The sequence below is a fragment of the Marinobacter nanhaiticus D15-8W genome (genome assembly GCF_036511935.1).
GTDB lineage: Bacteria > Pseudomonadota > Gammaproteobacteria > Pseudomonadales > Oleiphilaceae > Marinobacter_A > Marinobacter_A nanhaiticus.
The window spans coordinates 4,592,443-4,612,064 of sequence record NZ_AP028878.1 but is presented as its reverse complement, the minus strand read 5'-3'; the positions used below and the strand labels follow the sequence as shown (position 1 = coordinate 4,612,064).

20 protein-coding genes are annotated in these 19,622 nt (G+C 58.2%); 9 read left to right on the top strand and 11 right to left on the bottom strand.

Annotated features, from left to right (window positions below; genetic code table 11):
* Window positions 1-50 precede the first annotated feature (50 nt).
* Window positions 51-938 (top strand): alpha/beta hydrolase, encoded by an 888-nt coding sequence (locus RE428_RS20680; protein ID WP_004580270.1) that lies wholly within the window; start codon window positions 51-53, stop codon window positions 936-938.
* Between the two features lie 22 nt (window positions 939-960).
* On the opposite strand, the gene RE428_RS20675 is transcribed toward RE428_RS20680, so the two are convergent.
* Window positions 961-1,344, bottom strand: a complete 384-nt coding sequence (locus tag RE428_RS20675; protein WP_004580271.1) for a DUF2750 domain-containing protein — start codon at window positions 1,342-1,344, stop codon at window positions 961-963.
* A gap of 256 nt (window positions 1,345-1,600) precedes the next feature.
* Here RE428_RS20675 and RE428_RS20670 point away from each other — a divergent pair, with 256 nt between their 5' ends.
* The gene (locus tag RE428_RS20670; RefSeq protein ID WP_004580272.1) at window positions 1,601-2,353 is read left to right on the top strand and encodes a Crp/Fnr family transcriptional regulator; all 753 of its coding nucleotides are present in this window, start codon (window positions 1,601-1,603) and stop codon (window positions 2,351-2,353) included.
* A gap of 70 nt (window positions 2,354-2,423) precedes the next feature.
* On the opposite strand, the gene RE428_RS20665 is transcribed toward RE428_RS20670, so the two are convergent.
* On the bottom strand, window positions 2,424-2,624 hold the full coding sequence (locus tag RE428_RS20665; protein WP_004580273.1) for a CsbD family protein: 201 nt from the start codon (window positions 2,622-2,624) through the stop codon (window positions 2,424-2,426).
* A gap of 416 nt (window positions 2,625-3,040) precedes the next feature.
* Here RE428_RS20665 and RE428_RS20660 point away from each other — a divergent pair, with 416 nt between their 5' ends.
* Window positions 3,041-4,681, top strand: a complete 1,641-nt coding sequence (locus RE428_RS20660) for a BCCT family transporter (RefSeq protein WP_004580274.1) — start codon at window positions 3,041-3,043, stop codon at window positions 4,679-4,681.
* 67 nt (window positions 4,682-4,748) lie between these two features.
* On the opposite strand, the gene RE428_RS20655 is transcribed toward RE428_RS20660, so the two are convergent.
* Window positions 4,749-5,801, bottom strand: a complete 1,053-nt coding sequence (locus RE428_RS20655; RefSeq protein WP_004580275.1) for an NAD(P)-dependent alcohol dehydrogenase — start codon at window positions 5,799-5,801, stop codon at window positions 4,749-4,751.
* Between the two features lie 353 nt (window positions 5,802-6,154).
* Between RE428_RS20655 and RE428_RS20650 the strand changes: the two genes are divergently transcribed.
* A complete protein-coding gene (locus tag RE428_RS20650; RefSeq protein WP_004580276.1) occupies window positions 6,155-6,745 on the top strand; it encodes a DUF502 domain-containing protein in 591 nt (196 codons plus the stop codon).
* 148 nt (window positions 6,746-6,893) lie between these two features.
* Here the strand turns inward: RE428_RS20650 and RE428_RS20645 are convergent, their stop codons facing one another.
* The 3 genes from RE428_RS20645 to RE428_RS20635 form a co-directional block, all read right to left on the bottom strand.
* Window positions 6,894-7,043 carry a hypothetical protein gene (locus tag RE428_RS20645; protein WP_154660739.1) on the bottom strand — a complete coding sequence of 50 codons (150 nt, stop codon included), beginning with the start codon at window positions 7,041-7,043 and terminating at the stop codon, window positions 6,894-6,896.
* A 199-nt stretch (window positions 7,044-7,242) separates the two neighbouring features.
* Entirely contained in the window at window positions 7,243-7,644 is a 402-nt protein-coding gene (locus RE428_RS20640) for a VOC family protein (RefSeq protein ID WP_004580277.1), read from the bottom strand.
* Between the two features lie 173 nt (window positions 7,645-7,817).
* Window positions 7,818-8,651, bottom strand: a complete 834-nt coding sequence (locus RE428_RS20635) for an oxidoreductase (RefSeq protein WP_004580278.1) — start codon at window positions 8,649-8,651, stop codon at window positions 7,818-7,820.
* A 183-nt stretch (window positions 8,652-8,834) separates the two neighbouring features.
* Between RE428_RS20635 and RE428_RS20630 the strand changes: the two genes are divergently transcribed.
* Window positions 8,835-9,785, top strand: coding sequence for an AraC family transcriptional regulator (locus tag RE428_RS20630; RefSeq protein WP_004580279.1), 951 nt, complete (start codon window positions 8,835-8,837; stop codon window positions 9,783-9,785).
* Between the two features lie 65 nt (window positions 9,786-9,850).
* Here RE428_RS20630 and RE428_RS20625 read toward each other — a convergent pair whose 3' ends face one another.
* On the bottom strand, window positions 9,851-10,936 hold the full coding sequence (locus RE428_RS20625) for an aldo/keto reductase (protein WP_004580280.1): 1,086 nt from the start codon (window positions 10,934-10,936) through the stop codon (window positions 9,851-9,853).
* A gap of 186 nt (window positions 10,937-11,122) precedes the next feature.
* On the opposite strand from RE428_RS20625, the gene RE428_RS20620 reads away from it, so the two are divergent.
* From RE428_RS20620 to RE428_RS20610, 3 genes are all read left to right on the top strand, one after another.
* The gene (locus tag RE428_RS20620; protein WP_004580281.1) at window positions 11,123-12,055 is read left to right on the top strand and encodes an AraC family transcriptional regulator; all 933 of its coding nucleotides are present in this window, start codon (window positions 11,123-11,125) and stop codon (window positions 12,053-12,055) included.
* 238 nt (window positions 12,056-12,293) lie between these two features.
* The gene (locus RE428_RS20615) at window positions 12,294-14,579 is read left to right on the top strand and encodes an FdhF/YdeP family oxidoreductase (protein ID WP_004580282.1); all 2,286 of its coding nucleotides are present in this window, start codon (window positions 12,294-12,296) and stop codon (window positions 14,577-14,579) included.
* Between the two features lie 175 nt (window positions 14,580-14,754).
* Window positions 14,755-16,029, top strand: coding sequence for a DUF2254 domain-containing protein (locus tag RE428_RS20610; RefSeq protein ID WP_004580283.1), 1,275 nt, complete (start codon window positions 14,755-14,757; stop codon window positions 16,027-16,029).
* Window positions 16,030-16,149: 120 nt separating this feature from the next.
* Here the strand turns inward: RE428_RS20610 and RE428_RS20605 are convergent, their stop codons facing one another.
* From RE428_RS20605 to RE428_RS20590, 4 genes are all read right to left on the bottom strand, one after another.
* The gene (locus RE428_RS20605; protein ID WP_004580284.1) at window positions 16,150-16,326 is read right to left on the bottom strand and encodes a DUF1289 domain-containing protein; all 177 of its coding nucleotides are present in this window, start codon (window positions 16,324-16,326) and stop codon (window positions 16,150-16,152) included.
* On the bottom strand, window positions 16,327-16,692 hold the full coding sequence (locus RE428_RS20600; RefSeq protein WP_004580285.1) for a hypothetical protein: 366 nt from the start codon (window positions 16,690-16,692) through the stop codon (window positions 16,327-16,329).
* Between the two features lie 173 nt (window positions 16,693-16,865).
* The gene (locus RE428_RS20595) at window positions 16,866-17,813 is read right to left on the bottom strand and encodes a 2-hydroxyacid dehydrogenase (RefSeq protein WP_004580286.1); all 948 of its coding nucleotides are present in this window, start codon (window positions 17,811-17,813) and stop codon (window positions 16,866-16,868) included.
* A 165-nt stretch (window positions 17,814-17,978) separates the two neighbouring features.
* Window positions 17,979-18,881: an alpha/beta fold hydrolase gene (locus RE428_RS20590; RefSeq protein WP_004580287.1), complete on the bottom strand. Its 903-nt coding sequence runs from the start codon at window positions 18,879-18,881 to the stop codon at window positions 17,979-17,981.
* A gap of 34 nt (window positions 18,882-18,915) precedes the next feature.
* On the opposite strand from RE428_RS20590, the gene RE428_RS20585 reads away from it, so the two are divergent.
* Window positions 18,916-19,545, top strand: a complete 630-nt coding sequence (locus tag RE428_RS20585; protein ID WP_205624594.1) for a CGNR zinc finger domain-containing protein — start codon at window positions 18,916-18,918, stop codon at window positions 19,543-19,545.
* The last annotated feature ends 77 nt before the right edge of the window (window positions 19,546-19,622 follow it).

Sequence of the window (19,622 nt, the reverse complement as noted above, 5' to 3'; positions counted from 1 at the left end):
GCCCGTCTTCTCTTCTCAAGGCGCTGCACGGAGTTGTGGCGCTCGTCCTGATGGGTTTCCTACCAACCATGGCCTACTGCACACCGCCGGGTGACGTCAGCCTGCCGGACACTCAATCCTTCACGTTGGCGTCGCCGGAAACCGGCCACGATTACCTGATCCAGGTTGCGCTGCCGGAAGCTCCACCGCCGGCTGGCGGCTATCCGGTCGTCTACCTGCTGGATGGCAATGCGTACCTGCCGCTGGTGAAGGTGGCGCGGGATACCTTGACCCGTAAGGGCCCCCGGGGCCCTGGCAGCCCGCTGATGATTGTCGCTATCGGATATCCAGGTGCAGCGCGTTTCGACTTCGATCAACGGGCGCTGGATTACACGCCGCCGCACGCTGCGCGGAACAAGTCTGAAGACGTACACGGGGGTGCCGACCGCTTCCTGGCGTTTATCAACACCCGGCTCAAGCCGGAAATCGCCCGGCGTTTCGAGGTGAATCCAGATCGCGAAGCCCTGTTCGGTCACTCCTTCGGCGGGCTTTTCGCCGTGCATGTCTTGCTGACGGCGCCTGCTAGCTTCAACCGTTATATCGCCATCAGCCCTTCGCTGTGGTGGTATGGCGATAGCCCGGTGGGAGCCATAGAGGATCTACAGCGGACGCGGCCTGATCACGACGAGAGCGCCGCGCCTTATGTCCTCCTGGGTGCAGGCGGCCTGGAGCAGACGCCGGACCCGTCTGAGCGTGGTACGCCAAAAGCGCGTCAGATACGGGCCCGGGCGGTCATCGATAACGTAGGTGCGTTTGCGGATTGGCTGGAAGGCCGTCACCCAACATGGTCAGTGCAGACCACTTTATTTCCCGGGGAGGGGCACGGCAGTGTCATGTGGCCAGCAACCCGACGCGCCATCGAGTTCCTCCACGGGCAAGCGGGTAACAAGGGGCACTGAGCCGTGCCCTCGGGACGGAACATCAGATATTCGCGAGCTCGTCCTGCAGGTCATTTTTCAGGTCCGCTGCCGGCGTGATCCACAGGGTGTCGTCGGTGCCGGGAAAGACGCCGACCTCCAGCCCGTCTTTCTGCAGGCCCGGCACCCATTTCTTGAAGAACTCCGGTAGCGAAAGGTTTCTGGGTGTCAGCCCGTCCGCGCCTTCTGCGTACTTCGCGGCAAACGCCGCACTTGGCCAAACGGGCAGATACGCGATGCCATCGTCTTCCGAAACGATCTTGAGGAAGTGATTATCCTGGTTGACCAGAATCCAGATCTCCCGCTCTTCGAGCACGTTATCCAGGAAATAGTCGAAGCGCTCTTCGCCATCCAGTTCGAGGATGGTTTCCAGTGGTTCGCTGCTCATAGAAATACTCGCTGATAGGGTGCAAAGGCCAAGTGTCGATGGACGAAAAACGACTATAGCACGGTGTGGCACATTGCGTTCCATCGGTATGCCTAAGGGGCCAAAAGGATGAACGACAGGCGGGCAGGGGAGGCAGTTCGCGTGCAGTGCTGCGCGCAAACCTGACGAACAGGTTATCGGAAATTAACGCGCCTGCGCCGGCAAGCGGGTTATAAGTGTAGTAAGCCCTATGACGTTGCCAACTGCAGGAACGCGTATGCCCAGAGCCCTTTCCCCCGAAGATAACCTGCTCATCGCGGCCCTTCCCCAGGATGTCCGGGGTCGCCTGATCCCCAATCTGGAACGGGTTGACCTGCCACTGGGTAAGGTTTTGCACGAAGCCGGTGACACCGAGTACTACGCCTACTTTCCCGTCGATTGCCTCGTTTCCCTGCTCTGCCTTGTAGACAATGGCGCTTCCACGGAAATAGCGGTCGTAGGAAGGGACGGTATCGTTGGTGTTGCGGTATTCTTGGGGGGCGAAAGCATGCCCAACCGGGCGATTGTCCAAAGCGGGGGCGCTGCATTTCGGCTGCCAAGCCGTCAGCTCAAGACGGAGTTCAACCGTTACGGCGATTTTTCGCAATTGATGCTCAGATATACCCAGGCGTTGATGACGCAGATTGCGCAGACCGCCATATGCAACCGCCACCACACCATTGATCAACGGCTGTGCCGCCGTCTGTTGCTCGCCCTGGATCGCCTGGGCGGTAATGAATTGATCATGACGCAGGAACGGATCGCCAGCATACTCGGTGTGCGACGGGAAAGTGTGACGGAAGCCGCTGGTAAGCTGGACAAGCTAGGCGTCATTCTCTACAAGCGAGGTCACATTCGAGTGCTGGACCGCAATGAACTCGAGCGCCGGAGTTGCGAATGCTATGCCGTCGTCAGGAAAGAGTGCGAAAGGTTGCTTCCTGGGGCTGGTATCAGGGCAAGGCGATTGCCTGAAGCCATCACAAGCCTTTAGAAACTTGCGATGGCTTCATATGGATTACTCAAGCACCCTTTGATTCTTTGCGCTTGATTCTCCCAATCCTTTAGCGGGACGAGTCCTCAAACTCCTTGATCTGCTGCTCGGCCTCTTCCCGACCGATGCCATAGCTCTCCTGGAGTTGCCCTGCAAGCTTCTCGCGCTTGCCATCGATGACATCGAGCTGGTCGTCGGTGAGCTTGCCCCAGCGAGTTTTGACATCACCTTTCATCTGCTTCCAGTTGCCTTCGATTTTGTCCCAGTTCATAGCGTCCATCCTTTGGTTGCGTTTGGAGGTGGTTCAGTTCTATCGGGCCAATCTCGCCCCCTTGTCTGGCACACCGAGGCGAGGGTGGCCGGCGAGTGAACCGGCTCTCCTTGCTCATTACGAGGTTTGGAGGTGTGCAATTCCATAATCGGATGTAGTGCTCCCCGCGCTCTGTGCGGTGGGACACCAAAGAGGTTACGTTATTTCAATCCATATGATGGCTTTTGCATGCCCCGAATCCATTTAGGGTTGAGGTGGCCATGAGTTATCGGATTTGCCTGCTAGGCTTATTCATACTGTCAGGAATGCGCTCTTCCCCCGCGTCTGCCTGGAGCTTATCCGTAATCATCGAAAGGCTGGTTCGGTTTAGAGAGTCCCCACTATTCCACAATTTTAACGAAAAGGACCCGTAGCCCATGCGCCAAACGGAGGAACCTGAGCACACCCATGTCGATAGCGACATGAATACCGACTACCAGATTGGTCAGGACAATATCGTAGGCAAACTCGGCCCTTTCGGTTTCGACATCCACAACCGGGTCTTCGCCATTTCGGCACTGGCTTCCATTATCTTTATCGTACTTACCCTGGTTTTTCCCGAGCAGGCGGGCAGCATCTTCCAATCCGTCGTCAACTTCTCCACGGGCACCCTCGATTGGTACTTCATGATCGTGGTGGACTTCTTCATCCTGTTCTCGCTATGGCTTGTCGTATCACCCTACGGCTCGGTCAGGCTGGGTGGGGCGGATGCCCGACCGGAATACAGCTACCTCTCCTGGTTCGCCATGCTGTTCACTGCCGGTATCGGTATCGGATTGCTCTTCTTCAGCGTGCTGGAGCCGGTCTATCACGCCAACGTTTCCTTGCCACTGAGTGTGTTGCCGCCCTTTGGCGAGGATGGCGCGTTGAATCCAGATGCCATTCCCGAAGCCAGCGCCCTGGGGTTGGCGGGTACCTTCCTGCATTGGGGTATCCACGGCTGGGCGGTCTATGTGGTTATGGCTTTGGCGTTGGCATTGTTTACCTACAACAAGGGTTTGCCGTTCTCCATCCGCTCGGTTTTCTTCCCGGTCTTTGGTGACGCTGTCTGGGGCTGGCGGGGCGATATCATCGACATCCTTGCCGTGTTCTCCACGCTGTTCGGGCTGGCCACCGCCCTCGGGCTCGGCGCCCAGCAGGCGAATGCGGGCATGAACTTCGTCTTCGATCTGGCGGTCAACACCACGACGCAGGTCATCGTAATTGTGCTGGTGACGGCTGTGGCGCTGGTTTCGGTTTGGCGCGGGCTCGATGGTGGCCTGAAAAAGCTCGCCGAAATGAACATGATCCTCGCGATGTTGTTCTTCTTCTTTGTCCTCTTCGCCGGGCCCACCCTCGTTGGTCTGGACGGGTTTTGGACCGGTCTGGTGACCTATGTGAAAGAGCTGATTCCGCTGTCCGCTCCATTCGGTCGTGAGGACGATGCCTACCGCCAGAGCTGGACCATCTTCTACTGGGCCTGGTGGGTCAGTTGGGCCCCGTTCGTGGGCATGTTTATTGCCCGGGTGTCCCGTGGGCGCACGGTCAGGGAATTCGTGCTTTGCGTGCTGCTGATTCCCAGCCTGTTCATCTTTATCTGGATGGGTGTCTTTGGCGGCATCGCGCTGGATCAGCTCTATGCCGACCCCGAGAGCAGTTTGGTGAAGGATTATGTCATCGATAACTACCGGCCGGAACTGTCGGTGTTCGGTATGCTGAACGAACTACCGTTGGCAGACGTGACATCGGTGCTGGCCATCATCCTGGCCTTGATCTTCTTCGTGACGTCATCCGATTCGGGGTCCCTGGTCATCGATACCATCACCGCTGGCGGCAAGGTCGATGCGCCCCGGCCACAGCGGATGTTCTGGGCGACTGTCGAAGGCCTGGTCGCAATCGTGCTGCTTATTGGTGGTGGGCTATCGGCACTCCAGGCGGGGGTTACAGCCACCGCTATTCCATTCTCCATCGTGATGCTGGTGATGTGCTACACGATTACGAAGGCGCTGAAGGGGGAGCTGAGGCGAATACGAGGCTGATGGTGCCAGTGAAGAGCGTAGATCAGGCCTCGCAATAGTGCGGCGACCTGATCCTTTGGTGCATCGATCAGTTATCGAGTGACAGTGCGGACATATCCATTACATAACGATGGGCGATGTCGCCTTTCGCCATAACCGCAAAGGCGTCGTTGATCTGATCCGGACGGATAGTTTCACAGATTGGATGAATGTTATGTTCGGCGCAGAAGTCCAGCACTTCCTGCGTCTCCTTGATGCCGCCAATCAGTGAACCCGCAACACGGCGGCGTCCCATGATCAGAGGGGCCGATATAAATTCATTCATAGGGCCGACCTGGCCTACGATAACCAACGTGCCATTCACATCGAGAAGCGGAGCATAGACCGTTACATCGTGCTTCACCGGAACAGTATCGATGATCAGGTCCAGGGAAGACGCTGCCTTGGCCATGGCGTCTTCATCGGTTGAGGCGAGAATGCCCTGAGCGCCGATGGCCTTGGCCTCCTCTTCCTTCTTGCTTGAGCGGCTCAGTACGGTCACATCCGCGCCCATAGCCACGGCCAGCTTGACCGCCATATGCCCCAAGCCGCCCAGGCCAATAACGCCTACCCGGCTGCCTTTACCGACATTCCAGGTGCGTAGGGGGGAGAAGGTGGTAATACCTGCACACAGGATCGGAGCAGCCTTCGACAGGTCCAGCGCTTCAGGAACCCGCAGAACGAACTCCTCACGTACCACGATATGCTTGGAGTAGCCGCCCTGGGTCGTCTCGCCGTCGATACGATCCGGCGCACCGTAGGTCGGTGTCATGCCATGCCTGCAATATTGCTCTTCATGGTGATGGCACTGATCGCATTCCTGGCAGCTGTCGACCATACAGCCAACACCGACGTGATCGCCCGGCTTGTATTGTGTAACGTCCGGGCCGACCTCCAATACCCGACCGATAATTTCATGGCCGGGCACTAGCGGGTAAGGCTGCGGGCCCCAATCACCATTTACCGTGTGCAAATCGGAATGACAGACACCGCTGAACAGAATTTCAATGGATACATCATTTGCCCGTAAGGCACGACGCTCGAAATGATAGGGAACCATCTTGGCATCGGAGGAATACGCTGCATAACCAACCGTTTTCATCGAAACTCCTTTGATAATGGATCGACTAGGAACATTGTGAAAAAACCTTGGCAATGTCTTGCTAGCACTGTTGATATTATAGGCGTATGGCGCGCTGGCGGGCGGGCACGTTCCTACGCCTTATTTGTTCGTTTCTCCGAAATTTCGGTGGTTTGGTTAACATCCCTAACCGGATTGAGCTGGCATCTCAGTCCCGGCCACCTCGTTCTCCGTTGCAGTACTGGTGATGTGCTACAAGACTGTGAAGGGATACAAGGTGAGGCGATACGACTGCGGCGGTGACGCTAATGCGCAGCCGTTGCGTGCTGCCGCTCATCGCCTCGGGCGGGTCGGGCGCTGGAGGAGGAATAATCATGATATTCATCCGCACCACCATCGTCGGCGGGTTTGTTTTTCTGTTGCCGTTGGTGGTCATTATTGTTGTGCTGGGAAAGGCCTATGGGATCATGCTGCACATGGCCAAGCCTCTTGGCCGTCTGCTACCCGTCGACTCTGTGGCGGGCATCGCCGTCGCTGAGATCCTGGCATTGCTGGCGGTCCTTATCGTTTGTTTCATTGCGGGGTTGGCGGCACGCAGCAAGCTGGCCAGGCGTGCCTATCGAAGGATAGACAGCGGTCTGCTGGCCATCCCCGGCTATGCATTCGTCAAGGGATTCGCCGATCACCTGCAGATGGAGGAGGACCAAACCCACAGCCTGCAGCCGGTATTGGTGCAATTCGACGACAACGCCCAGCTTGGGTTCGAGATCGAACGGCTCGAAGGTGGCGACGTGGTGGTTTATCTACCGGGTGCGCCGGACCCCTGGTCGGGCTCGGTGGGCTATTTTGCCGAGGGTCGTATTCGTCCCCTGGCGATGACGGTACCGCAGGCAGTGGGTCATATTCGCCGGTTGGGGCGAGGCAGCGATCTTGTAGCGAAGGCGTTGAGGGAAGCGAAGATTTGAAGGAAGAAAAGCCAGCAGGTCAGGTCAGAGCTTTCTTGGTTTTATGGGCGTTGCCTGAACTACTGGTGGTCAAGCTGAGTAATAAACGGATAGTGAGAGGTGGATCAGCGCTGTCGTCCGTAAGTTGTTTTACAGCGGTTACAGTGACTTATCGGTTGTTGGAGGCTTCGCTATCGTCGACTTGTGCTGCCTCGTCTTCAAGCGAAAGAATGCCCAGCGTGTCGGCCTGTGCAGGCAAGAACAGGCCAAACTGGGAAACAACGAAAAAGATAGGTAATACAGCTTTTCGCAAAGTCATGCTCATTTCTCCTGAAGGTTGCACTATGAAACGGCCGTATCCGCCGTCATCGTATATGCCGTGAACGCCCGCAAAGGCGCACTGGGCGGTACGTAGTGTCTCACAGGAGCAATTGTTTCCTGTAACAGAATCCTCCGGGGTTCTTGCACGATCCTCCAGACGGACGCCGTTGGCGAACGGATGGAACGATGAAGCCGTGTTAGTGATCGCCTGACGGCCGTCTTGCATAGCTGACGGTCAGGATTTCCCAGATGTGGCCGTCGGGTTCGTTCCAGTAAACGTTGCGTCCCCCATGCTGGGTGTTGACCTTCATATCCGCCCGGCCATTCGGGGTGCTTCTGTAGTCGATGCCCTGGGCGGTAATCCTGCCCAGAATGTCGTCGAATTCCTGCTCGCTGACGCGAAAGCAATAGTGCAGTACCGGATAGGAACCATCGGCTTCGTCGAAGTCGAGCGTCAGGCCCTCGTTGACGTAAACCGGTGAAAACGGACCGATGTTTCCCGAGGCTTCCCAGGGCACATCCAGAAGGTAAGCGAGCAACTCGGCGGCAGCCTCTCGATTTCGAACGGGGATGATGGTGTGATCGAGTTCGATGGTCATGGTGGGTACCCTCCCTCACGCAAGGGATGACACCTGGCGTTGACGCCGGTGCGTCTATCTGTGGACCTGGTCCTGCGGTTTGCCAAGGCAGTAGGCTGGGGCAAATCGCGGGACCAGTCCCGCGGCCTTCCGAGCGGAATTACGTTAATTATCGCCGAAAACCACGTGTTGGCCTATCCATCGGTGGATACGGTGAGGGCCTCCCAGGCGTCGATTTCCCGCGCCATTTCGGAAAGCCGATTCCGCACCAACCCGAGTGCGTCACTACCGAGCAGCAAATGTGTCGGCGGTGCATCGGATTCGATGATGTCCAACATGGCCTTTGCGGCCTTGGCTGGATTGCCGAGCTGCTTTCCGCTTTTTTCCTGGCGCGCCCGGCGGACCGGCTCGAATAGTTCGTCATAATCGGAGATCTGCCGGGGAGACCGGCGCATCGACCGGCCCGCCCAATCCGTGCGGAACGAGCCCGGGGCCACAGCAGTCACCCGTATGTTGAAGGGGGCCAACTCCTTACTGAGGGTGTCGGATATCCCTTCCAGTGCGAATTTACTGCCACAGTAATAGGCGATGCCGGGCATCGTAATGAAGCCACCCATCGAGGTTATGTTGATGATGTGTCCGGAGCGGCGTTCCCGGAAGAACGGTAACAGCACCTGGATCATTTCAACCGCCCCAAAGACGTTCACTTCGAATTGCCGGCGCATTTCCTCAGTGGGTGATTCTTCCAGAATGCCTTCATGGCCATAGCCCGCGTTATTGACTAACACATCGATCGGGCCGAGCGTCTTTTCGATATCCCTGACCACCTTCGCGATGGCTGGCGTGTCTGTCAGGTCGAGCTGCCTCGCATGGGCGTTGCCGGATTCGTGGGCCTCGAACGCCGTCGCCGTACTCGCCTGCCGTACCGTACCGATGACGCGGTGTCCGGCGGCCAGGGCCGCTTCAGCCAACGCCTGACCGAATCCGCTACTGACACCGGTGATGAGGATCGTCCTGGTCCGGTTCATATCTGTAGCCTCTATCTGGATGGTCGATTGTCCCTATGGGGGAGAGAAAACCATCGTAGGGAGCATCGATCCCGAACCGAACGCGAGATTTTCTGAATTTATTGCCTATTACTATGAGTCGGGGTTACCTGTAGTGGTGGAACGTGCAAAATGAGCGCATAAAGTTATCAGGGGTGCGCATCAATGAGCATCGATTCCGTCGATATCGAACAACGCGGGCAGCGTATGGTGTCCCTGCTGGCGCAGATGGCCCCGCGCGAGGGATATAACCTCACCGCGTTACCGGACGTGCGATTCCTGCGTTCGAATCGCCCATTGAACAAAACGCCGGTGTTATACGATCCCGGCATCGTCATCGTGTGCCAGGGCCGTAAACGGGGTTATTGGGGCAGCGAAACCTACATCTACGACGCCCAGCACTACCTCGCCGTCTCCATTCCGGTTCCCTTCACGATGGAGACAGAAGCCAGCGAGACAAAACCCTTGCTGGCTATCTACCTCCATCTGGACATACCGATGGCGGCCGAATTGCTGCTCGAACTTCAGGAGCAGGACATACCCGCACCGACAGCCCCCTGCGGGATGGTGTCTTCGGTGATGGAGCCGGCCTTGGGTGCGACTGTAGAGCGTTTCCTCGATATCATGGCCGCCCCCGACGACAGTCGGATTCTCGGGCCGGCAATGGTGCGTGAAATCTATTACCGGGTGCTGACCGGGGCGCAGGGTGGCGCGATGAGGGCGGCACTGGACATGGAGGGCAATTTCGGCCGCATCTCGCGCTCCATTCGCCGTATCCACTTGGATTATGCGAAGGCGCTCGACGTGAGCCAGTTAGCGGGGGAAGCCAGCATGAGCGTGCCAAGCTTTCATGCGCATTTCAGGCAGGTGACCCAGACGTCGCCGATGCAGTACGTGAAGGCCGTCCGTTTGCACCAAGCCAGACTCCTGATGTTCCGGAACAGCATGACGGCCGCCGCTGCATCGCTACATGTAGGCTACGAGAGCACGTCACAGTTCAGCCGGGAGTTCCGGCGCCTTTTCGGACGTTCGCCCCGGGAGGAAGTCGCCTGGATGCGTTCGTCGTTCGAATTGCCGCCGCCCGCATCACCGTCGATCTTCGTGTCGTCTCATTAAAAACCGTATCGTCTGCAAAAACGCTATACGGGCTCCAACCCGCGTGGTTGGAGCCGTATGGAACATCAGTTCTTCTTCGGAGCCCGGTACCCGCCCTGGCGCTCCAGCATCCAGCCTGGATATTCGGCCGGCAGGCGGCTCACTTCATCCAAAGCTGTCAGTTCGTCGCCGGAGAACTGAACCTGTGCCGCAAGGATATTATCCCGTAGCTGGTCTACCCGCTTGGCGCCCACGATGACACTGGTAACGGCGTTCTGGTGCAGTAGCCAGGCGAGGGCGGTTTGAGCCACGCTCACGGGCTGTCCGTCGATTTCCTTGCCTGCGGCGATCTCCCTCATGACAGCGATGATCTTGCTGCCGCGTTGCCGGTCTACCGGTGGGAAATCAAACTTGGCGCGCCGGTTTTCTTCGGACACGTCCGGTCCTTCGTACTTGCCGGAGAGGTAGCCGCCGGCCAGAGGGCTCCATACCATCAGGCCGATGTTTTCGGACGCCAGCATGGGGATAACCTCTCGCTCCAGGTCCCGGCCCACGAGGGTGTAGTACGCCTGCAACGACAGAATCGGGCACAGCTGCCGGGCCCGGGCGATACCCGCCGCCTTCATCACTTGCCAGGCGGCCCAGTTCGATAGCCCGACATAGCGAACATGGCCATGATCCACCAGGGTGTTCAGTGCCTCGAGGGTTTCCTCGATGGGCGTGGCCGGGTCAAAACCGTGGATCTGATAGAGGTCGATGTAGTCGGTCTGCAAGCGCTGCAGGCTGGCCTTGCACGCGTTCATGATATGGCCGCGGGAAGCGCCGCGGCTGTTGGGCCCTTCACCCATCGGGCCCAGCACCTTGGTGGCCAGCACGATATCTTCGCGACGGACGCCCAGGTTTTTTAGCGACTGGCCGACGATGCGCTCGCTGGCGCCGCCCCCGTATACGTTTGCGGTATCGAAGAAGTTGATGCCGGCGGCCAGGGCGGTTTGCATCAGCTCATCGGCCTGCTCTTGCTGCAGTTGTCCGATCAGCCCCCACATGTCGTCACCGCCGCCGAAAGTCATGGTGCCAAGGCACAACTCCGATACGAACAGACCCGAGTTGCCCAGCGTCCGGAGACGGAGGGGAGTGTCAGTCGCGGGTTGGGTTATGTTGGGCGTTGTCATAGTCGATCACCTCGTCGTCGTGGAAGCGCCTGCCGGAACAGGACGGTGAGTTCATGCTACGGTGAAGCCGGTCGGATCGGGCTGGCGGAAACTGTCATAGTCTTGCCTGATCCTATCAGGCTGGGGTCGGATCGGATGAAGCGCTGCGTCGGACGGCCTATGATTCGTCCAGAACAGGAGGCTTCCATGACTATCCAGCCCAACATCGTTCCGGTGCAACCGGGCCCCCCATCACTGAACTTGCTGCGTGATCTTGTCGAGCGGCAATGGCTCACCTACGGCCCGGAAACCGGTATCGACGGTTTGCGCCTGACCCGGGCGCCGGAGCCCAGCGGCACCATCCGTGCCCTCTACCAGACCTCGTTTTGTGTTGTGTTGCAGGGGGCGAAAGTCAGTGCGATTGGTGATTCGACCTTTCACTATCGTCGGGGCGAGTGTTTGTTCGCGTCCGTCAATGTGCCGGTAAACTCCCGTATTGTGGAAGCCTCCCCTGATCAGCCGTACCTGGCGTTGAGCCTGTCGATCGATCCGGCAATGATTTCCGAGCTATTGCTGGCGCATCCGGAGGTAACATACCGGGGCCCCAAACCAGCGGCACTGGTCACAGCCGGGGTGCCGGACGACATGTACGATCCTGTCATTCGCCTGCTCCGGTTGCTCGACCAGCCGCAAGATCGTGATGTGCTGGAACCGCTCGTCCGCCGGGAGATCTGCTGGCGTTTATTACGCTCGCCTCTGGGGCCGCCATTGCAGGAAGTTGGCCTCAAAGACAGCGAAACCGCCCGGATTGGCCGGGTCACCGCCTGGATACAGGCAAATTACCAGCAGCCCTTCAGGGTGGCTGACCTGGCGGGAATGGCGAGCATGAGTCCCGCCTCCTTCCATCGCCATTTCAAGACCATCACCCAACTCACGCCGGTGCAGTTCCAGAAGCTGGTGCGATTGCAGGAAGCCCGGAGGCTGTTGCTGAGCGAGCAGGAAGTGGCCAGTGTCGGCTACCAGGTCGGTTATGAAAGCGCATCCCAGTTCAGTCGCGACTACCACAGACTGTTTGGCGCACCGCCGGGTAGGGATAAGGCTGTATTGCGATCAAGTGTGGCGATCGAGAGCGGCGTTTGAGACGCACTAATTATGACTCAGCCTGTGCTCATTCGCCTTTCTGTCATCGACTGGATTTAGCTCGAATCGTCCTTGCGTCCGCGATAGAACCCTCGATGTAAGCCGCGCTTACTGCATTGTGATCGTATCCGAACGGAAAAGGATGCGGCCTTGACCCGGGCAAATTCCATATCCTGTGTTTCCCCTCTGATCTCTACAGCGGTGATAGCGTATACACCGATTCAGAGGAGGGATCCCTATGAGCAAAGACGATGACGTGGTGCAGAGCAACAAACCGGCAGGCGGCTGGGGATCGCTGAAAGGCATCGCCAGCATTTCCGTGGAGGCTTCGGCCTCGCCCACAGCCTTGGATACGCTCCGGCGGATGAACAAGCCAGGCGGCTTCATGTGCAACTCATGCGCCTGGCCAAAGCCCAAGAACTACAGTGCTTTCGAGTTCTGCGAGAACGGTGCCAAGGCGGTGCTGTGGGAGTTGACGACGGACCGGTGCACGCCTGAGTTTTGGGATAGGCACACAGTGCACGGGCTGCGTTCCTGGACGGATCACGAGCTGGAAAAGACCGGGCGCCTGACCCATCCGCTGCGCTACAACGCGGAGCACGATCGTTATGAGGCGGTGGGCTGGGCTGACGCATTTAACGATATCGCGACGGAGCTGAATGCGCTCGAGCCTGAAAGCGCCGTGTTCTACTCCTCCGGCCACGCGGGCCTTGAGGCCTCTTATCTCTACGCGTTGATGGCGCGCCTCTACGGCAACAACAATCTCCCCCAAAGTTCGAATATGTGCCATGAAACCACGTCGGTAGGCCTGAAAAAGGTCATCGGGTCGCCAGTGGGCACGATTGTCTGGGAGGACCTCGAAGAGGCCGACGCGTTTTTCTTCTTTGGCCAGAATCCCGGTACCAACAGTCCCCGTTTCCTCCATCCGCTGAAAGACGCCAAAAAGCGCGGCGCCAGCATCGTGACGTTCAATCCGATCATCGAGCAGGGGCTGGTGGCCTTTGTCGATCCTCAAAGTGCGCGCGATATGGCAACCGGGCGCGAGACCAAAATTTCCGACCAGTACCACCAGTTGAGTTCCGGTGGCGATGTGGCTGCCATCATGGGGATCTGTAAACACGTCATCGAAGCCGATCAGGCCGCCCAGCGAAACGGCGAAGAGCGGATCATCGACGTTGCATTTATTGAAAAGCATACCCAGGGATTCGATCGCTTTCTCGCATCCGTCGAGGCGGCGGCATGGGAGGATATCGAAGCCGGTAGTGGCCTGACCAGGGTTGCCCTGAAAGAGGCCGCCGATACCTATATGGCGGCAGAGCGGGTTATCGGCGTCTACGGCATGGGGCTGACCCAGCATACCCATGGCTCCGTCAATATTGGCCTGCTCGTGAACCTGCTGATGCTGCGAGGCAACATAGGGCGGCCGGGTGCCGGCGTGTGCCCGGTCCGGGGTCATTCCAACGTCCAGGGCCAGCGTACGGTGGGTATTGCCGAGAAAGCCGATCTTGTTCCCATGGACAAGCTTCGTGAACTGTTTGACTTCGATCCACCGACCGAGGACGGCGTCAACATCGTTGAAATGGTCGAGGGCTTACTCGCCGGTACGGTGAAGGCCAGCATCTGTCTGGGCGGCAACCTCTTGCGAGCCGTGCCGGACCAGCATCGCATGGAAGACACCTGGACTCGCCAGAACCTCACCGTGATGATTTCCACCAAGCTCAACCGGAGCCACCTCTACCCCGGCAAGAACGCCTACATCCTACCCTGCCTGGGGCGCGCGGAAGTCGATGAACAGGCGACCGGGCCGCAGGCCATATCCACGGAAGACAGCTTCTCGATGATCAGTGGATCGACCGGCCGTCGATCACCGGCCTCGGAGCACCTTAAAAGCGAACTCGCTATCGTCGCAGGTATCGCAAAGGCGCTGTTGCCGCCTAACCCGAAGGTAAAGTGGGATGAATGGACGGCGGACTATTCGCAGGTCCGCGACCTGATCGAGCAGACCTATCCCGATGACTTCCGGGACTTCAACCAGCGCCTGTTCGAACCGGGTGGTTTCTATCGCGGCATTGGCGCCCATGAACGTATCTGGAATACGCCGGAAAAGCACGCCCTGTTCACCACGCCGGAAAAACTGACGTCCCTGGGATTTGACCCGGGCCCCGGGCGCTACAGCCTGCTGACGATGCGTTCCAACGATCAGTTCAATACCACCGTCTATGGCTATTCGGATCGCTTTCATGGCATTGAAGGTACGCGGGATGTGCTGTTGATGCATCCGGACGATATCGAACGGGCAGGGTTTGAAAAAGGCGATGTCGTCCAGCTGATCACGGACCTGGACGACGGCGTGGACAGACGCCTGGGTGGCCTTGTTGTCACCCCCTACCGGATACCGCCGGGGACGGTTGCCTCGTACTATCCCGAGTGCAACGTGCTGGTGCCGGTCACGCATCACGACGAACTCTCGAAAACGCCGGGTTCGAAATCGGTGCCGGTGCGTATTGAGCGTGAGCGTGCTTGAGGTTTTGCGCGGCTGCCCCCAAAGCCGGGCCGGGCATACCCGGCCCACCCCATACCGGCCAAACATCTTGAATGCGCTGTTTAGGGGTTAACAAGGTAAACTCCAGATTTTCGTGGAGCTGACAGGGACTTGTGCGACTGCTCAGCCACATCATACCTCCAAGGAAAATCCCCTGATGCGAATGGGTCAACTCGCCGGTGAAATGCAGTTCTACCTTAACCGGTTTGGCGAAAAACTCTGGGTGAAACCGCTGGCGGCCTGCGTGCTGTCGATCTTTGGCGCCTTGCTGGCCCGGGCGGCCAATGAAACCGGTTTAGACCAGTATGTGCCCGACATTACGGCTGAATCGGTCGAAACACTGTTATCGATCATGGCGTCCAGCATGATGGTGATCGCCACCCTGGCCGTAGGTTCCATGGTCGCGGCGTACTCTTCCGCCAGTAACACCGCTTCGCCTCGTGCGTTCCCGTTGGTATTGGCCGACGACATTTCCCAGTTTGCCTTGTCCGCTTTTATCGGCACGTTCATCTACAGCCTGGTCGGGTTGGTCGCGGCCAAGAACAGTTATTTCGACGCGGGCGGGCGTTTTGTCCTGTTCTCCCTGACCGTACTGGTGTTCTGTATCGTTATCCTGACGTTCGTGACCTGGATCGACCGGATTGCAAGGTTGGGGCGGCTCGAGATGATCATCGGCAAGGTCGCTCGGGCAACCGGTACGGCGCTGGATGGCAGGAAGGCCAAGCCCCATATGGGCGGCATGCCTGCCCATTCGGTGAAGGACGGGCGAGCGATATACACGCGCCGTGTGGGCTACTTGCAGCATATCGATATCCACGGCCTTCAGCGATTGGCCGAGGATATGGATGGGCATATTACGGTCGCTGCAATGCCGGGGATGTGCATCGCTCCCGACACACCCCTCGCGTACGTCCAGGGTGGCTCTGGTGGCCAGGGTGCGTGGAATGCCGATGACGTGATTGCCAAGTTCCAGATCGGTAAGACCCGAACCTTTGACGAGGACCCCAGGTATGGTTTCGTGGTGTTGTCGCAGATTGCCTGTCGTGCGCTATCACCGGCGGTCAATGACCCCGGCACGGCAATCGATGTCCTTACGCACAGCCTGGACCTTTTGAATCGTTTGCAGGAACCCGTTAGCGGGGAAAAGGCTGTCGAAGCAGAGTGCACGCGGGTCATGGTCCCGGCCCTGGACGTCAACGATCTGTTTGATGATGCTTTCACGGCGATCGGCCGGGATGGCGCTGGCTCGATCGAAGTGGCGACCCATTTTCAGAAGGTCCTGTGCTCGTTGCGGGCTACCGGTGACGCTGCCACCCGGACCGCTGCGGCCCACCACGCCAGGCGTGCGTTGGCGTTGAGCGATAATGAAGCTGCCCTCTTGCCGGAAGATCGTGAACGACTGCGGGCGATTTGCGAGCGTGATGATGGTTGAGGTCTGGGTGGGATTGCCGGAAGGCTTCAGTCGGTTCGGGACAGAACCGCTTCGACGCCATATATCCTCTTGAGCGGCCAGCTCAAGGGACCGTCCTCCGGATTCATCGAGCCTCGTGGATCAGTCGACGTTCAACTTTTTCAGACGCTGCTCCGCGAGCTTCACCGTTTTCATCCTTTCCGGCCGTTTCATCGATGTCCACTGTCTTATCTCGTCCTTGGTGCGCCCGCAGCCCACACAAAGACCGCCTTTGAGTTGGCAGATCGACACACACGGATTTTCTACCTTCTTCGCCATTCAATGTGTCGCCCGACGTCTATGCAGCCGGGCTTCCCAATTACCGCCGTGGGACCGCTGACAAGCTTCTTCGCTGTCCAGGTCGACGTGGCGGGATATGTCATCAATAACCACGCCGGCATCGGCCAACGCTCGTGCGGTGAGAGCGTCGATCGTTTGTCGGGCTTCGCTCTCAAGCGCGCTGAGCATGTCGGCGTGGGTATCGAACACCCACGTGACCACCAGGCTTTCGGGAAAAGATTGATAATCGACCGTGTGCGTCAGCCAGCAAAAACCGGGCAGTGCGGGTTTCGCTTCCTCACAGGCCCACGTTAGCGAAGCAACCAGCTCTCGTTCCATCCTGCGGCGTTCGCGTTTGGCAACCATAACTCTCCTGAACACGTTAAATCGAAATGGGGGCCATCCGGCCGTCCCTGATGGTCGAGGGCCACAGAAGCTTATACTCCCTCAATGAAGAGGCTGTTATAACATAACATTGCAGGGCTAGCCTAAACCGGATCCGCGAGGCAGCGCATATTGATCGAAAACCGGCAGGCGACTCAATAACCGCGGTGACGATCGACCAGGCCCCGAGGCCCTTCACCGCGGGCTATCCGCCTGATATTACCGGCAATCTGGTCGGCAGCTTCGTCAATTCGTGTCGCTGCGGCGATATGGGGTGTCAGGCGGACTTTTGGGTGGCGCCAGAACGGATGGCTTTCAGGGAGCGGCTCCGTTGCGGCCACATCGAGGAAAGCGCCTCGGATATGACCCGTATCCAAAGCATGGAGCAAATCGGCTTCGTCGATGATCGATCCGCGTGCCGCATTGATGATGGCGGCCCCTTCCGGTAGACGGGAAAGTGTGGCGCTATCCAGCATTCGAGTCGTTTCAGCGGTGTTGGGCAGCAGGCACATCAGGATGTCGACCTCACCCAGGAACGCTTCCAGTGTGTCATGGCCGGCATAGGTCGAAACGCCGTCGATGGACTTTGAGGAACGGCTCCAGCCCGAAACGTCAAAACCCACGTCAGCCAGGGCACTGGCGACGGCAGCGCCCAGCGCGCCAAGTCCCATGACACCTACACGACAATGGGCGATCCGACTGACATCGTGGGGCGCCCATTCGCCCCGGGCCTGTTGGGCACTGTAGATATCGAAGTCCCGCATGAAATGGAGGGCGGCATAAAGATGGTACTGCACCATTTGCTCGGCCATCCCGGCATCCTCAAGACGGATGATCGGTACGTTATCCGGCAGGTTACGAGCCGCCAGGAGATGCTCCACGCCAGCGCCCAGCGAGAAAATCGCTTGAAGATTGGGTAGCGTTTCGACAAGGCCCTCAGGCTGTTTCCAGAGCAGGGCGTAATCGATGGTCTCCGGCGCATAGTCTTCGTCGGCGGTAACGATAGTCGCGCCAGGCAGGCGTTCAGCCAGGGCATCTCGCCAACGGGGTTCCGAGCCCTGGGCAGCGATAAGAATGTTGGGCGCGGCTGTCTGGCTTGGCATGGGCGATCCTGAGTCGGTTAAGACGGGTCGATAAAACAGGGGCGTCGAAAATCAAGATGTGGCGAAGGATTAACCGTAATTGAACCTGATGCCTGAGAACACCTCAACAAATAACGCCCCGACAGATGGGGCGTGATTGCTCTAACTAATTTGCTGCCTAGCTTATTAAGCTTTCGTGTGCTCATCCAGGAACGCACGAATCGCCGGAACGATCACATCGCCATGGGTTTCCAGTGCGAAATGCCCTGTGTCGTAGAAGCGAATGTCCGCCTCCGGAATATCCCGCTTCCAGGCTTCCGCACCCGGTGGTAGGAAGAATGGATCGTGTTCGCCCCACACGGCGAGCAGCGGTGGTTGATGTTCGCGGAAATAGGCCTGGAATTCAGGGTATCTCTCCACATTCGAGGCGTAGTTCAACAGCAGGTCGAGTTGGATATCCGCCATGCCGGGCTTTGAAATCTGGGCCCCTTCCAACATATAAGCGTCCGGAGCAACCATACTTGTATCGCTCACACCCTCCACGTACTGCCACTTGATGGACTCCGGCGTTGGAAAGTTGCTAAGGGCATCCCGGTTCTCCTGCGACGGGTCGTTCCAATACTTCCTGATCGGGTCCCAGCCACTTGAAAGGCCTTCTTCGTAGGCGTTGCCGTTCTGCGAAATGATGGCCGTTACTTTTTCAGGATGATCCATCGCCAGTCGCCAGCCAACAGGTGCACCGTAGTCGTGGACGCCAATCGCGTAGCGGTCGAGCTTCAGCTGCTCGGTGAATTGATCAATCGTTTTCGTGAGGTTTGCGAAGGTGTACTCATACTGGCCACGCTCCGGTGCCTCCGTAAAGCCAAATGCAGGCAGATCGGGCGCCACCACATGATAACGGTCCGCTAGCCCTTCAATAACATCGCGCCACATATAGGACGAGGCCGCGAACCCGTGTAGCAGCAAAACAGTCGGTGCTGTCGGCTCACCGGCTTCGCGATAGAAGATGTTTACGTCGCCCACTTTTTCATAGCGATAGTGGACTTTTACCGCGGTATCCCTGGAGGTATTCAGATTTGCAGCTGTCATGGGTCATCTCCTAAGTAACCTTTAAAGAGTGTTTTTGAAGGTTATCCATAATGAGAGTAACCTGTCAACATTGCTATTAGGGGTTACTAAGATGTCCTCAGGAATCACACCACCGTTTGTCGCGAGCAATCTCGCGCTCGATTTCATCAACACGCAGTTTGGCGTCGGGGCCGAGCGGAAAGAGTGCCTGGATGGTGACAGCAGTGTTGTCGCCTGGCTCCGTGAGGCTGGCGTATTGACGGAAGATCTCGAGAGCTTGCCGTCAGGCCTGGTCGGACTCGCGCGGGAACTACGTGAAAATATGAGAGCTCTGGTCAACGCCGCAAAGGAGGGTCAACCGGCAGACCCGGCTGTCGTCAACCAGGTGCTGGAGCGTGGAGCTCCCATCGAAAAACTTGTATGGGATCCGACGGCTTCTGTGTTCAGAAGGGAAGAGCACAGGTGCAACCAGGAGGCTGAGAGTTTGTTGCAGCCTGTGGCTCGGGCGTTGGTCCGGTTGCTGACCGAGGAAGATCTGGAGCTCGTGAGACAATGCGAAGCTTCGGATTGCGTCCTGCTGTTCCATGATCAAACGAAGTCACACCGCCGTCGCTGGTGCAGCATGGCTTCGTGCGGTAACCGAATGAAGGCGGCGGCGCATCGGGCGAGAAAGAATGCTAAATAGCGCATTCGATGGTTGCCTGCTCCCCCGCAGCTGAGCACGGGCACCTAGCGACTTTTTCAGGGCGAACGCGGCGATTG